Source organism: Halobacillus sp. ABR2_026 (assembly GCF_056158545.1).
The window spans coordinates 234137-247827 of sequence record NZ_JBSWTM010000001.1; the positions used below are offsets into that span (position 1 = coordinate 234137).

Annotated in this window: 11 protein-coding genes and 2 rRNA genes; 9 read left to right on the forward strand and 4 right to left on the reverse strand. The window is 46.2% G+C overall.

The annotated features are described in order from the left end of the window. Positions 1–78: 78 nt before the first annotated feature. The 4 genes from ACXADE_RS01295 (at position 79) to ACXADE_RS01310 (ending at position 5429) form a co-directional block, all read left to right on the forward strand. Positions 79–2994 (forward strand): 23S ribosomal RNA (locus ACXADE_RS01295). Positions 2995–3079: 85 nt separating this feature from the next. Further along, a 5S ribosomal RNA gene (gene rrf, locus ACXADE_RS01300) occupies positions 3080–3193 on the forward strand. Positions 3194–3303: 110 nt separating this feature from the next. Continuing rightward, on the forward strand, positions 3304–4215 hold the full coding sequence (locus ACXADE_RS01305; protein ID WP_474978715.1) for a DMT family transporter: 912 nt from the start codon (positions 3304–3306) through the stop codon (positions 4213–4215). Between the two features lie 62 nt (positions 4216–4277). Continuing rightward, positions 4278–5429, forward strand: a complete 1152-nt coding sequence (locus ACXADE_RS01310; protein WP_474978716.1) for an AI-2E family transporter — start codon at positions 4278–4280, stop codon at positions 5427–5429. Between the two features lie 124 nt (positions 5430–5553). On the opposite strand, the gene ACXADE_RS01315 is transcribed toward ACXADE_RS01310, so the two are convergent. The 3 genes from ACXADE_RS01315 to ACXADE_RS01325 form a co-directional block, all read right to left on the reverse strand. Next, entirely contained in the window at positions 5554–6102 is a 549-nt protein-coding gene (locus tag ACXADE_RS01315; RefSeq protein ID WP_474978717.1) for a cysteine dioxygenase, read from the reverse strand. A 1-nt stretch (position 6103) separates the two neighbouring features. After that, positions 6104–6988, reverse strand: a complete 885-nt coding sequence (locus ACXADE_RS01320; RefSeq protein ID WP_474978718.1) for a DMT family transporter — start codon at positions 6986–6988, stop codon at positions 6104–6106. A 248-nt stretch (positions 6989–7236) separates the two neighbouring features. After that, entirely contained in the window at positions 7237–8229 is a 993-nt protein-coding gene (locus tag ACXADE_RS01325; RefSeq protein WP_474978719.1) for a YeiH family protein, read from the reverse strand. 110 nt (positions 8230–8339) lie between these two features. Here ACXADE_RS01325 and ACXADE_RS01330 point away from each other — a divergent pair, with 110 nt between their 5' ends. Both ACXADE_RS01330 and ACXADE_RS01335 read left to right on the forward strand, forming a co-directional pair. Further along, entirely contained in the window at positions 8340–9230 is an 891-nt protein-coding gene (locus ACXADE_RS01330) for a LysR substrate-binding domain-containing protein (RefSeq protein ID WP_474978720.1), read from the forward strand. A 54-nt stretch (positions 9231–9284) separates the two neighbouring features. After that, positions 9285–9758: a GNAT family N-acetyltransferase gene (locus ACXADE_RS01335; RefSeq protein ID WP_474978721.1), complete on the forward strand. Its 474-nt coding sequence runs from the start codon at positions 9285–9287 to the stop codon at positions 9756–9758. 287 nt (positions 9759–10045) lie between these two features. On the opposite strand, the gene ACXADE_RS01340 is transcribed toward ACXADE_RS01335, so the two are convergent. Then, positions 10046–11251, reverse strand: a complete 1206-nt coding sequence (locus ACXADE_RS01340; protein ID WP_474978722.1) for an MFS transporter — start codon at positions 11249–11251, stop codon at positions 10046–10048. Between the two features lie 108 nt (positions 11252–11359). On the opposite strand from ACXADE_RS01340, the gene ACXADE_RS01345 reads away from it, so the two are divergent. The 3 genes from ACXADE_RS01345 to ytvA all read left to right on the forward strand — a co-directional run bounded on the left by ACXADE_RS01345 (position 11360) and on the right by ytvA (position 13661). Continuing rightward, entirely contained in the window at positions 11360–12208 is an 849-nt protein-coding gene (locus tag ACXADE_RS01345; RefSeq protein ID WP_474978723.1) for a LysR family transcriptional regulator, read from the forward strand. Then, positions 12205–12777, forward strand: coding sequence for a nucleotidyltransferase family protein (locus tag ACXADE_RS01350; protein WP_474978724.1), 573 nt, complete (start codon positions 12205–12207; stop codon positions 12775–12777). Before ACXADE_RS01345 ends, ACXADE_RS01350 begins: the two co-directional genes overlap by 4 nt. A gap of 92 nt (positions 12778–12869) precedes the next feature. Next, positions 12870–13661, forward strand: a complete 792-nt coding sequence (gene ytvA, locus ACXADE_RS01355) for a YtvA family blue-light photoreceptor (protein WP_474982174.1) — start codon at positions 12870–12872, stop codon at positions 13659–13661. Positions 13662–13691 lie beyond the last annotated feature (30 nt).

Consider the following 13691-nt stretch of genomic DNA (forward strand, 5'->3'; position numbering starts at 1 on the left):
AATCATTGTTTCATCTAACGATGAGGCAATTGATGACAAGACATCTAATTGAAATTGTAAACGTCTTTTCACGAAGATAGTTAAGTGAATAAGGGCGCACGGTGGATGCCTTGGTACTAGGAGCCGATGAAGGACGGGACTAACACCGATATGCTCCGGCGAGCCGTAAGTAGGCTTTGAACCGGAGATTTCCGAATGGGGAAACCCGCTGTTCGTAATGGGACAGCATCCTATACTGAATCCATAGGTATAGGAAGGCACACCCGGGGAACTGAAACATCTAAGTACCCGGAGGAAGAGAAAGCAAATGCGATTTCCCAAGTAGCGGCGAGCGAAACGGAATCAGCCCAAACCAGAAAGCTTGCTTTCTGGGGTTGTAGGACACTCCATTGGAGTTACCAAAGAGAAAGATAGATGAATCGATCTGGAACGATCAGCCAGAGCAGGTAACAGCCCTGTAGTCGAAATCTTTCTCTCTCCGGAGTGGATCCTGAGTACGGCGGAACACGAGGAATTCCGTCGGAATCCGGGAGGACCATCTCCCAAGGCTAAATACTCCCTAGTGACCGATAGTGAACCAGTACCGTGAGGGAAAGGTGAAAAGCACCCCGGAAGGGGAGTGAAAGAGAACCTGAAACCGTGTGCCTACAAGTAGTCGGAGCCCGTTAATGGGTGACGGCGTGCCTTTTGTAGAATGAACCGGCGAGTTACGACCGTATGCGAGGTTAAGCAGCAGAAGCGGAGCCGCAGCGAAAGCGAGTCTGAATAGGGCGAGTGAGTATGCGGTCGTAGACCCGAAACCGTGTGATCTACCCATGTCCAGGGTGAAGGTCAGGTAACACTGACTGGAGGCCCGAACCCACGTAAGTTGAAAATTACGGGGATGAGGTGTGGGTAGGGGTGAAATGCCAATCGAACACGGAGATAGCTGGTTCTCTCCGAAATAGCTTTAGGGCTAGCCTCAGAATAGAAAGTCATGGAGGTAGAGCACTGATTGGACGAGGGGCCCCTATCGGGTTACCGAATTCAGTCAAACTCCGAATGCCATCGACTTTGTTCTGGGAGTCAGACCGTGGGTGATAAGGTTCATGGTCGAGAGGGAAACAGCCCAGACCGCCAGCTAAGGTCCCAAAGTGTGTGTTAAGTGGAAAAGGATGTGGAGTTGCTTAGACAACCAGGATGTTGGCTTAGAAGCAGCCATCATTCAAAGAGTGCGTAATAGCTCACTGGTCGAGTGACTCTGCGCCGAAAATGTACCGGGGCTAAACACACCACCGAAGCTGCGGATTGATCTTATGATCAGTGGTAGGAGAGCGTTCTAAGGGCCGTGAAGTCAGACCGTAAGGACTGGTGGAGCGCTTAGAAGTGAGAATGCCGGTATGAGTAGCGAAAAAAGAGTGAGAATCTCTTTCACCGAATGCCTAAGGTTTCCTGAGGAAGGCTCGTCCTCTCAGGGTTAGTCGGGACCTAAGCCGAGGCCGAAAGGCGTAGGCGATGGACAACAGGTTGATATTCCTGTACCACCTCCTTTCCGTTTGAACGACGGGGGGACGCAGGAGGATAAGGAGAGCGCGCCACTGGATGTGCGCGTCCAAGCAGTGAGACGGTCGGATAGGCAAATCCGTCCGGCAACGTTGAGCTGTGATGGGGAGGGAAATATAGTACCGAAGCTCCTGAGTTCACACTGCCAAGAAAATCCTCTAGTGAGGAAAGAGGTGCCCGTACCGCAAACCGACACAGGTAGGCGAGGAGAGGATCCAAAGGTGAGCGGGAGAACTCTCGTTAAGGAACTCGGCAAAATGACCCCGTAACTTCGGGAGAAGGGGTGCTCCTCTGCCGAGGAGCCGCAGTGAAAAGGCCCAAGCGACTGTTTACCAAAAACACAGGTCTCTGCGAAGCCGTAAGGCGAAGTATAGGGGCTGACACCTGCCCGGTGCTGGAAGGTTAAGGGGATGCGTTAGCTTATGCGAAGCGTTGAACCGAAGCCCCAGTAAACGGCGGCCGTAACTATAACGGTCCTAAGGTAGCGAAATTCCTTGTCGGGTAAGTTCCGACCCGCACGAAAGGTGCAACGACTTGGGCACTGTCTCAACGAGAGACCCGGTGAAATTATACTATGTGTGAAGATGCACATTACCCGCGACAGGACGGAAAGACCCCGTGGAGCTTTACTGTAGCCTGATATTGAATGTTGGTACAGCTTGTACAGGATAGGTAGGAGCCTTAGAAGCCGGAGCGCTAGCTTCGGTGGAGGCGCTGGTGGGATACTACCCTGGCTGTACGGACATTCTAACCCAGGACCGTGATCCGGTCCGGAGACAGTGTCAGGTGGGCAGTTTGACTGGGGCGGTCGCCTCCCAAAAGGTAACGGAGGCGCCCAAAGGTTCCCTCAGAATGGTTGGAAATCATTCGCAGAGTGTAAAGGCACAAGGGAGCTTGACTGCGAGACCTACAAGTCGAGCAGGGACGAAAGTCGGGCTTAGTGATCCGGCGGTTCCGCATGGAAGGGCCGTCGCTCAACGGATAAAAGCTACCCCGGGGATAACAGGCTTATCTCCCCCAAGAGTCCACATCGACGGGGAGGTTTGGCACCTCGATGTCGGCTCATCGCATCCTGGGGCTGTAGTCGGTCCCAAGGGTTGGGCTGTTCGCCCATTAAAGCGGTACGCGAGCTGGGTTCAGAACGTCGTGAGACAGTTCGGTCCCTATCCGTCGTGGGCGTTGGAAATTTGAAAGGAGCTGTCCTTAGTACGAGAGGACCGGGATGGACACACCGCTGGTGTACCAGTTGTTCCGCCAGGAGCATCGCTGGGTAGCTACGTGTGGTCGGGATAAGTGCTGAAAGCATCTAAGCATGAAGCCCCCCTTGAGATGAGATTTCCCTTTGCTTTAAGCAAATAAGATCCCTCAGAGACGATGAGGTTGATAGGTCCGAGGTGGAAGCGTGGTGACACGTGGAGCTGACGGATACTAATGGATCGATGACTTATCTATCGAAATGATAGTGTTCGTGAAAAGCGTTTCTTCAAAAGATGTTTCCTTATCCAGTTTTGAGGGTTCACCTCAAACTTTATATTGATGTGGTGGTGAAGGCGAAGAGGTCACACCTGTTCCCATGCCGAACACAGCAGTTAAGCTCTTCAGCGCCGATGGTAGTCGGGTTTACCCCCGTGAGAGTAGGACGCCGCCACGTCATTTAGAAAACCTTCAGGATTATTCCTGGAGGTTTTTTTTGTATTGTGAGTTTTCTTTGCCTTTGGTAGAGTAAAGGAATATTGGTAGAAACGGAAGGGGAAGAATGCGTTGAAGTTATATGGTGCTCTATTGTCCTTAAGTTTAATTTGGGGGTTATCTTTCGTCTTTATTGAAACTTTAATTGACCATGCAGGGGTTTGGGGGACGGTGTTTTTACGATGCATGGCAGGAGCAGTCATTCTGCTTCCGCTGGTTCTTTTTAAATGGAGGACTAGACATAAGGATCGTCCGATTCCTTGGCTTTCGCTGGTTGTTGTGGGGATTTTTAATGCAGGTCTCCCATGGGGCCTGATTGCCTTGAGTCAGACCGTGGTAACCAGCAATACAGCGGCCGTACTTAATGCCACGACGCCAATCATGACGGGGTTGATTGGGTTTGCAGTATTTTCAGTAACGTTGAATAGATGGCAGTGGAGCGGTATTGCTCTCGGTTTTATCGGGATTATGATCTTGACTGGGTTTGAATTCACTTCTATTCTGGCAGAAGATTTTATCGGTATTGGCACGATGCTTCTCGCTGCTTGCTGTTATGGGTTTGCCGTTCAATTTACACGAAAATATTTAAGAGGGTTTGACGTCATTCTCCTTACCACCGTTTCCCTTCTTGTTGGAGCGTGCATTGGATTTGCAGGCTTAATGTGGACAGATCCAGGAGGCTTTTTATCTTGGGGGGACAAGATGAACCCCACATTCTTTGTTTGTATTATCGGTTTAGGGTGTGTAGGATCTGGGATTGCTCATTTGCTTTTCTACTATATGGTGGATCAAGGGAGTGCCGAATTTGCCAGTATGGTTACCTATCTAGTCCCTGTCACAGCCTTGTTATGGGGCAATATATTATTAGGGGAGCCGGTCACGAATCATTTAATCGGCGGTCTCGCTGTAATTTTTGCAGGCGTCTATCTCTCCACACGAAAGAAACGTGTGAACGAGAAGTATTTAGGGAAGAAGGCGGGGTAAGGATTGATGTATTTTGTGTGTGATAGAATGTAGATTAAAGAAGCAGTTGAGGGGAAATGTTTATGAATCGTTGGGATTCTACACCGGTCATCCGTTTCTTCGGAGGTCGGAAACTATTATTCATCTTAGGTGTTCTACTGTTGATCGGGCTGAATATCCTCGTTTTTTCAAGCGTGGGCTTCATTTTCGATCCTTTTCTTATCTTTGTGAAAACTGTAGCTTTGCCATTAATTCTTTCCGTAGTTGTATATTATCTTCTTAGACCAATCATCAATTTACTGGAAACGTGGCGGATCAAAAGGATTTGGGGTATCATGCTGACCCTTCTCGCTCTGGTGGGAATCATTACTTTGCTGGTCGTACTGATCATACCATTTCTTGAGAAGCAGTTATTCAGTTTGGCCGAGGAGCTGCCCCGTTACATTCAGGATTTAATCAATTCGACCGATGAATGGTTGAGGAATTCAATCTTTTCCGTTTATTACACGAACCTTTTTGAGGACGCTGATGGCATATTAAATCAAATCCCGGATTACATATCTTCGTATGCATCCCAGACCGTAGAAGGGATTACAAACATCATATCGACCGTTACGAACGTAGTCGTGGCGCTTGTCACACTTCCGTTCATTCTATTTTACTTGTTGAAAGATGGCCATCGTCTCCCTTCTTTTATTCTTCAGATGTTTCCACCGAAAAGCAGGCCGGAAGTGTCCAGTGTGTTTAAAGGGATCGATCATCAACTTTCCGCATATATCCAAGGTCAGATTATCGTCAGTTTTTGCATCGGAGTCATGATGTACATCGGCTTTTTGATCATCGGATTAGAATATGCCCTGTTACTTGCAGCTATTGCGAGTGTCACTAGTGTGGTCCCTTACTTGGGACCGGTCATCGCTATTACACCTGCGTTGATTATATCTATTGTGACTTCGCCTTTCATGGTAGTGAAACTTGTCGTCGTATGGACCGTTGTCCAATTGCTGGAAGGGAAGTTCATTTCTCCACAGATCATGGGAAAAAGTCTGCATATCCACCCGGTTACAATTATATTCGTTCTGTTGACAGCTGGGCATTTGTTCGGAATTGTAGGGATTGTCCTTGCCATTCCGGGTTATGCCATCTTAAAAGTGATCGTGTCTCATTTGTATTTCTGGTTTCAAAAACGGTACAACCAGTTTGTTGAGGAAGAGAATCAATATGACATTCAATAAAGAAGGAAGCGGTTGAACCGCTTCCTTCTTTATTGGCTGCTTCCTATTCTTTTGGCTTTATAACAGTATGGAAAGAATAATCTTATCCATCTATTTGCAGAAACGATCTTTCCCTTTCAGAATCTTATTTTTTCAGTTGAATTTCTCTCAGGCGTTGACGCTGTTCTTCCGGCCACCACGCACCACAGTCCTCAGATACTACACAGGCTGCGCATGTTTCCAGGTCAAAGACGCGCATGCCACGGATGGGTGGAGAATACACATGAAGGGTTACGAGAGGTGCGATCCCTTCTTTCCTCATCTTATGGATGCCTTTGCGTGGCGCAAAGAATAAACTCCTGTTCTGTTTGAATTCTGAAAAGAGCGGAGTAGGTAAAGCATTCCCGCTGGCTTGATAGATGGTTTGTTTTGTCGTTCCATTCATCACTTGAATCCAGCCGATTGACTGTCCATGATCATGTGGAGCACATTCTATGTCTGCCCAATTCATAACGATCATTTCCACATCCTCATCTTCGTAGATCATTTGTCGGTAATAAGGTTTACCTTCCGGGTCTTTGAGAAAAGGAGCCAATTCCTCAACCGTGATGTCAAGCTCCATCAATGTTCTTTTTAGTGTTTCAGGCTTATGGTCCTGTATATTTTGAAAGGCATCTTTGACACGTTCAATCATATCATGACCTCCTCTTAGTTTTTCCTTGAACGAGTATGACCCCGCCGATGATGAGTAAACCCCCGAATAAGGATGTAATTAAAAATGGCTCGTGAAGCAGAAGAATGGCCGCTCCCAAGGTAGCTAGTGGTTCGAAATATAAGAATACAGAGACCTGAGTTGCCTGCATAATCTCCAGAGCTTTCGCCCAATACCAGTAAGCGATGGCTGATACAAAAATGCCCAGAAATAGAAGGTGAGCCCAATGTTCGATTTGAAGTAATTGTAATTGCTTCATCCCCTCATTCCTAATGAAAAAGGGAAATGTCAGTATAAATCCGATGGTACTCATATAGAAAGTCAGGACGAGAGGGGATATGGGAACCGCTAATTTTTTTAATAGAACGGAATAGACCGCCCAGTTCATAGAGCTTGTGATCATCAGAAGGTATCCCATACTTAAAGAAAAAGAAATCGTCTGTCCGTATCCGATAGAAGTGATTAAAAGCACTCCGCTGACGGCGAGTGTAATACCGGAGACTTTTACGACATTAAGGGACTCCTGCAGGAAAATAACAGACAACAGAACGGTGAAAACAGGCGAAAATGAAATGAGCCATCCTGCATCGGACGCGTGAATAGTGAGGAGGGCCGTTGCTTGGATCACCTGGTGAACGAACACTCCAAGAATGCCTAAAGTGACAAGGTGCGGCAGGTACTTTTTATGTAATTTCAACGGATACCTCAGTAAGAGAATGAGGATCAATAAAAAAATGGAACCAATACCGAACCTGACTACAAGCAGGGAAAAGGGATCGAGCTTTCCTAAAACAGCTTTGGTGGAGACGAAGGAAACTCCCCAGAAGGTAATGGAGAGAAACGCATAGATGGAGGCGTGTATTCGCATGGGACGGTGTCCTTTCCTGATCTAGTCTCCCTTCATTTATATGCAGAAAAAGGACAGGCATGAGAAATCGTCTTGTTCAATCCTATCCTAACAGAAGAACGTATGTACAACTCTTCTTCGACGAAACTTCCGAAATTATTACATAAGAAGAATGGTTTCATGGAGACTAAAACTCGAGATCACATCTATGAACCATATACATTTACAGAGTTTACAAAAAAAAGTCCAGGTTATGCCCTGGACTTTTTTTAAACCAACCAATAGGTGAATAAAGAGAGAAAAAGGGAAGTGACAATCAATAGGAGCATTGGTTTTAAAGCCCGCTGTCTTACATCGTGTAAACTGACATTCAGGCCGAGGCCGACCATCGCCATTGTCAAAATGAAAGAAGTGAGTGACGAAATTGTGCCCATGGCGGCTGCCGGGATGGTAAACCATGATCCGTTAACAAAACTTCCAAACAGGCTCATCAGTATAAATCCTACGAGAAACCAGGGGAAAGTTATCGATGAATGGCCATCCTTGCTTCCTTTTTTATTCATGAACCAAATGAGAAGCAGGCTGAACGGCACCAGGAGAAAAACACGGCTGAGTTTGGCGACGAGCGCCATACCTAAACCCTCATCACCAGAAGGTTCCCCAGCGAGCGCGACGTTTGCGACTTCATGGAGGCTGATTCCTGCCCACATCCCGTAAGCCTCGGCATCGACCGGCAGGAAAGGACGTACGATGGTATATCCGATGGCGAACAGGGTTCCGACTACAGATATGACCCCTGCGCTGATGGCGGTGTCTTCTTCTTTTGCTTTCAGGATAGGGGTAACCGCCGCAATAGCTGATGCCCCGCATATCCCTGTGCCAATCCCAAGCAGAGTCATCATTGATGGATCGGCGTTGAATAATTTAGCCAGTAATAGCATGAGGCCGATGGCAACAATGATGACGACTGTCCCTTTCACCAGGAGAGGAAAGCCTTCCTGTAGGATGATATTGATATTTAATTTTAATCCGAACAAAATAATAGCAAGGCGCAGCAGCTTTTTTGCTGAATAACGAATACCTGCACCGAGGTGTTCCGGGTAACCGAAAAAATGTCGATATAATACTGCAAGCAGAATAGCTACCGCCAATGGCCCCACTTGATTTAAAAGAGGCGCCATGGCGAGTAGAAATCCTGCTGCAGCGATAATAGCTGTTAATCCGATTCCTTTAAGCAGAGGTTTATAAGTATTGTCATTCATAGGTGAACCTCCTTTGATTCCTTCACCTATATTACGCCTCGCCTATCTATTCGTAAAATAAAACTTTATAATGTTTATTATAGAAAAAGCTGATGATTGGAGTGGATTCCATGGATATGGAAGCGTTGAAAACTTACATAACCGTCGTAGATGAGAAGAGTTTCACAAAGGCTTCTACAATTTTGAACTTATCGCAGCCTACCGTCAGTGCCCATATCAAGAATATGGAACGATTTTTTGAAACCTCTCTGATTGACCGTTCTCCCAAACATTTCGCAGTGACGGCAACAGGCGAGATGGTTTATCGGCGAGCGAGACAGGTGCTCGGTTTGATGGAAAAAACGAAGGATGAAGTGAAGAAGTTCCATAATGAAATCGGCGGAAGAATCCAAATTGGTGCGAGCTATACTGTTGGTGAGTATATCATTCCATCAATTTTAAAAACGTTTGATGAGGAGTATCCTTCCGTAGAAATGCAGGTAAGGATCGCGAACTCTGAAGTGATCAACAGGGAAGTGCAGCAGCATGAACTGGATATTGGTCTGGTGGAAGGAAAAGTGACAGAGCAGGGGTTAAGTTCCATGCCTTTTATGAAAGACGACATGGTCGTGATCGTCCCGGACCCCCATCCTTTGAGAAAAGGAGGGCATTTGTCATTTCATCATCTTCAGGACCATACGTGGATCACGCGTGAAGGAGGGTCAGGCACGCGTGCCATGCTGGATTACATGTTAGAGTCATCCAATATCCGGCCTAAAAAAACCATTACGATCGGGAGTAATCATGGAGTTGTCCAGGGAGTGAAAGAAGGGCTGGGCCTTTCATTCATTTCGAAAACGGTTGTTGAACACACTGATGCTGAAGGTTTGATCATGGATCTTCCTTATATTCAATCAAAAAGCCGTTATTTTTCAATCGTCACTCCTGCTAGTGAGGAAGAAATCACCGAAGAAGTTCAGGTGTTCATCACGCACCTTAAAAATTTGTATGAATTGTCATAAAACTATTACATGCATTGAGAGCGGGCTTTGTTATGATAGAAGGGAGAGAGAAGTTTGGTTTGGTTTATTGAACGACTCCAGAGAAAAGATGTAAGTCGTGTGATACGGATGATCAGCACATCTATACAGAACGTATCTTCCGAACTTTATAGTGAAGAGCAATTGAGGGCCTGGGCGGGAGAAATTCAAGAGAATCCTCTTGTTCATCAACGTTTTTATAAAGGTTACTCACTGGTGGCCAAAGAGGGTGACAACCAGCTGATTGGCTTTGGAACCCTGGATTTGGACTGCATCGATTTCCTGTACACAGCACCTGACTGGCAGGGGGAAGGTTTGGGAGGGGAGATGCTCCAAGCCTTGGAGGAACAGGCAGCAAAAGAGGGTGTGGAAGTTCTCAGGACAGAAGCAAGTGCTGCCGCCGAGCGTTTTTTTCAAAAGCATGGATACATGCTGAAGAAGCGGCAGGTGAAGTCGATTCAGGGGGTCTCGATAAAAAATGCACAAATGTACAAAAAGGTGCTTAAGTAACCGAAGGTCCGGGTATCGTCTTTTATAGAAATGTTGAAACGTTTTTACATCTTTGTCCGTATTGCAGGTGAATGTTATTTCTGTGCCAAATCTTATTTCATATACTGAGGTGAAAAAATGAAGAGACTAGACCAGATTGTCGACTATTTGAAGACGCTGGGAGTTGAGGTCGAGAAGGTTTACCGAGCACCGAAGGAAGAGACGAGATAAGCAGAGCTGAATCACACCATTAGAGGTATGCTCCTACATATAGAGGCATACCTTTTTGCTTGTGCTTTTTCAGGAAATTACATAACGTTCGTGATCCGTTTGAAGGCTGGCTGGTTGGATTGTACTTTGGCCCACAGGATTCCCCCAGCAACCGGTAGAAGAAGAATCAGAAAGACGGAGGATGCTCCATAAGAGGAGGCTGCGATTCCGAATAGGGGACCTGATAGAACGACAGATGTTTGATTGCAGAGCATACGCAGACTGGACATTCGTCCATGGAAGCGAGCGTCTGTAGCCATTTGCTGAACAGATTGCAAGAGCGCACGTACGAATGATGTTCCTGCACCGATGAAGAGAAATCCTAGAAAAGCAGCAGGAACAAAGGTAGTAAAACCGACAAGGGCAAGGCCGACTGCTGTCAGCATCAGAGACCATAGAGCTACATGGTGCCGGCTTCTGGCCCACCACCATGTTCCTAATAGACCGGCAAAGATGCCGCCGATCGAGAAAATGCCGTCCAGCATTCCGTATACTAGAGCGGATTGATTCAAATGAGAGCTCGTATATACACTTAGAAAACCCAGGGTAGTATGGAACGTAAGCTGCCCGAGCATGAGCATTACGAACAAACTATAAAGCATCTGGTGGTGATGGACATAGTGAAATCCTTCCTTCATTTCTCCCCAAAAAGAGCGCGTTTCCCTGCTTCCCCTGATTGTGGATTCCGTATACTGAAGCAGGTGAACCACCCATGTAGCCCCGGCATATAAGAGGATGACGCATAAAAGGGAGAATTCAATAGCTGTCACTCCTGCGAGCAGCCCTCCTGAAGCTGCGCCGGCAAGACTACCGGAAACAGTGGAAGACCCTGATAGCGAGAAGAGACGTGGAAGCGCCTCTTTTGGGAAAACTTCAGCCATCAACGCCTGTAAAGAAGGTCGGAAAAGAGACCCAGCCGTCTGCATGACCATATGGGCGGCAATCATCACCCAGGGATATTCCATTCCCATCTGAAGCGCTGAGGTTAACAACACAAGGCAAAAAATGCTGCAGCCGCCTGCCAATACTGCAAGTTTCTTTCGATTGCTCCGGTCAACGAGAACCCCGAAAATAACGTTGGAAAAGAGCCCCGGGATAAATCCGAAGCTTACAAAAAGACCGGTATAGAAGGCATCATTTGTCCATTGAAATAAAAACCATGTCATGAGAACGAAATACATCGCTCGTCCGCTCTCATATAAAAAGTACCCACTCATTAGTTTCCTAGTATTCGCGTGCCCCATTTCTCCTCCTCCTTTATCTGTCTTTATCTTACTCTCCTTTTAGTGATTTGAATAATATTGCATTATAATAAAAAGTGATAAATAATTTTTATCAGGGAGGGGTTCGTCATGAAAGTAGAAGATTACCAGTTGCTGATTGACCTTAATACATACGGAACTATTCGAAAAACTGCCGGATCTGTCCTTATTTCACAACCGGCTCTTACTCAGCGTCTGAAGTTCATTGAAGAACAATTGGGAGGAAAGATTTTTCTCCGAACTCCAAAGCGCTTGCTTCCCACTCCATTCGGGGAAGTTGTCCTTTCTCACGCTTCCGGTGTGCTTCAGCAAGAAGAACTGTTGAGAGAGAAGCTTGCTCAGGTAGAAGGAAAAGTGAAAGGAACACTCTCTCTCGGTGCATCCTCACTATACAGCCAGCATTTCCTTCCAAAAGTCCTTCAAACCTTTACAAAAGAATACCCTGAGGTGACTATAGATCTCGTTACGGGGGTGAGTGAGGAAATAAAACAGTCCGCTTCCTCTTTTCATATCGCGATTGTACGTGGCGACCCTATTCCTGACTATGAGTCTGTACATCTGCTTAGTGACGCTTTGTTCCTGCTGGATTCTGTCGCTCCCGGGAATCATCAGCGGCCGCTGATAGAATTCAAGAGTGACCCTGGGTTTCAAAAGCTGATTGAATCATGGATGATCAGGGAATCAAACCTCTTGGTCAAACGTTCAATCAAGGTCGATCACTTTGAAACGGCAAAGCAAATGATGAAACGGGGGTTAGGAATGACGGTCCTTCCTGAAAGTATTATTACGGAGGAAAAGAACACCTGCTTCTGTAGGCCACTGGAGACTGATGGGGAGCGGATGATGAGGGAAACGTGGGCCTGTGTGAAGCCTGGTGCAAAGGCTCTTCCTCAAGTACAAGCGTTTCTGGATCACATTCGAAAAGGGGCGATGGAATGATTGCAAGAGAAAAGGAACTAATCAAAATAATAGAACAATGGTCTCCCTACATAACACCATTATTTGACCTTGCTCAGCCAAATTTCAAAGAGTATTGGATTGGAGCCGGGGTGATCACGCAAACCATATGGAATTACCAGTTCGGCTATCCCCCAGCGCATGGGATTGGGGATGCTGATTTATTATATTTTGATCATTCAGGTACTATAGAAGAAGAACAAGTCATTGAAAAGAGGCTGAGGGATGCTTGTACGGGCCTTCCCTTTACACTCGATGTAACGAATGAAGCACTTGTTCACCTCTGGTATGAAAAGAAGTTCAAAAAGCCCATGACTCCTTATCAATCTGTCCAGGATGCCATCGATACATGGCCGACCTCAGCTTCAGCCATAGGTATGAAACGAAGGGGAGATGGGAGTTATGAAATATACGCACCTTTCGGTTTGGATGACCTTTTTGATGGGATCCTCCGCCCGAACAAGCGTCTCATACCAGAAGAAGTTTATTGGAATAAGGTTGAAAAATGGAAAAAACGCTGGCCGGAACTTACCGTTCTGCCCTGGTCGTAGAATGTGACTTGCGCGATGGGCAGTATTCATTTTATTATTAAAGTAATTCATTCCAATCTTGAAGGGGATGTTCCAACGTGTCTGAAGAACTCATGTTTGCTAGATTAGAAGAAATTCAACAAAATGAATTTATAAAGGCAGCGATTGACCATGTCGGTGCGGGTGTCGTCATCACAGACCCTGAACAAGAGGATAATCCGATGATTTACTGCAATCAGGGATTCAGGGATTTGACAGGATATGAATCGGAAGAGATTCTCGGTCACAATTGCCGGTTCCTGCAAGGGGAAGAAACGAGCCTGGTGCATGTCGAGAGGATTCGTGAGGGTCTTTCTAAACAGGAGCCTGTGCAAGTGGAAATCAAAAATTACCGGAAAGACGGATCGACGTTCTGGAATGAACTGCACATTTTTCCGGTTTACATTGAACAGATGGATCAATTGTATTTTGTAGGTGTCCAAAAAGATGTGACAAATCGCAGGGAAAAAGAAGAATTGATTGCTCATTATCTTTCTGAAGTAAAAAGACTATCTACACCAATTGTTCCAGTTCAGGACAACATATCTGTGCTTCCATTGGTAGGCACCATCGATGATGACCGACTTCAGCAAATGTTGGAAGCTGTCAGTCATCATGTGAAAGAGACGAAAGAAGATTACTTGATTTTGGACATGTCCGCCGTCCATTCTTACAATGAAGCTGTACACATGGGCATTTATCAGATGAACCAACTACTGGATCTAATGGGAACAAAGCTTGTCATTACCGGAATCAAACCATCATTTGCTATTCAGAGCACCCCGTATGCAGACTTCAGTGAATTGTCACTTCAAACTTACGCAACAGTGAAACAAGCCTTAAAAGTGTTAAGAAATCAAACATAACGACAGAACCCCCCAGCCACATGAGTGGCC

What these genes read in the sequence shown, in the direction of transcription:
- ACXADE_RS01310 (WP_474978716.1), top strand. Translation starts at nt 4,278, where the DNA reads ATGAATCGTTGGGATTCTACACCGGTCATCCGTTTCTTCGGAGGTCGG.
- ACXADE_RS01315 (WP_474978717.1), bottom strand. Translation starts at nt 6,102, where the DNA reads ATGATTGAACGTGTCAAAGATGCCTTTCAAAATATACAGGACCATAAG.
- ACXADE_RS01320 (WP_474978718.1), bottom strand. Translation starts at nt 6,988, where the DNA reads ATGCGAATACACGCCTCCATCTATGCGTTTCTCTCCATTACCTTCTGG.
- ACXADE_RS01325 (WP_474978719.1), bottom strand. Translation starts at nt 8,229, where the DNA reads ATGAATGACAATACTTATAAACCTCTGCTTAAAGGAATCGGATTAACA.
- ACXADE_RS01330 (WP_474978720.1), top strand. Translation starts at nt 8,340, where the DNA reads ATGGATATGGAAGCGTTGAAAACTTACATAACCGTCGTAGATGAGAAG.
- ACXADE_RS01340 (WP_474978722.1), bottom strand. Translation starts at nt 11,251, where the DNA reads ATGGGGCACGCGAATACTAGGAAACTAATGAGTGGGTACTTTTTATAT.
- ACXADE_RS01345 (WP_474978723.1), top strand. Translation starts at nt 11,360, where the DNA reads ATGAAAGTAGAAGATTACCAGTTGCTGATTGACCTTAATACATACGGA.
- ACXADE_RS01350 (WP_474978724.1), top strand. Translation starts at nt 12,205, where the DNA reads ATGATTGCAAGAGAAAAGGAACTAATCAAAATAATAGAACAATGGTCT.
- ytvA (WP_474982174.1), top strand. Translation starts at nt 12,870, where the DNA reads ATGTTTGCTAGATTAGAAGAAATTCAACAAAATGAATTTATAAAGGCA.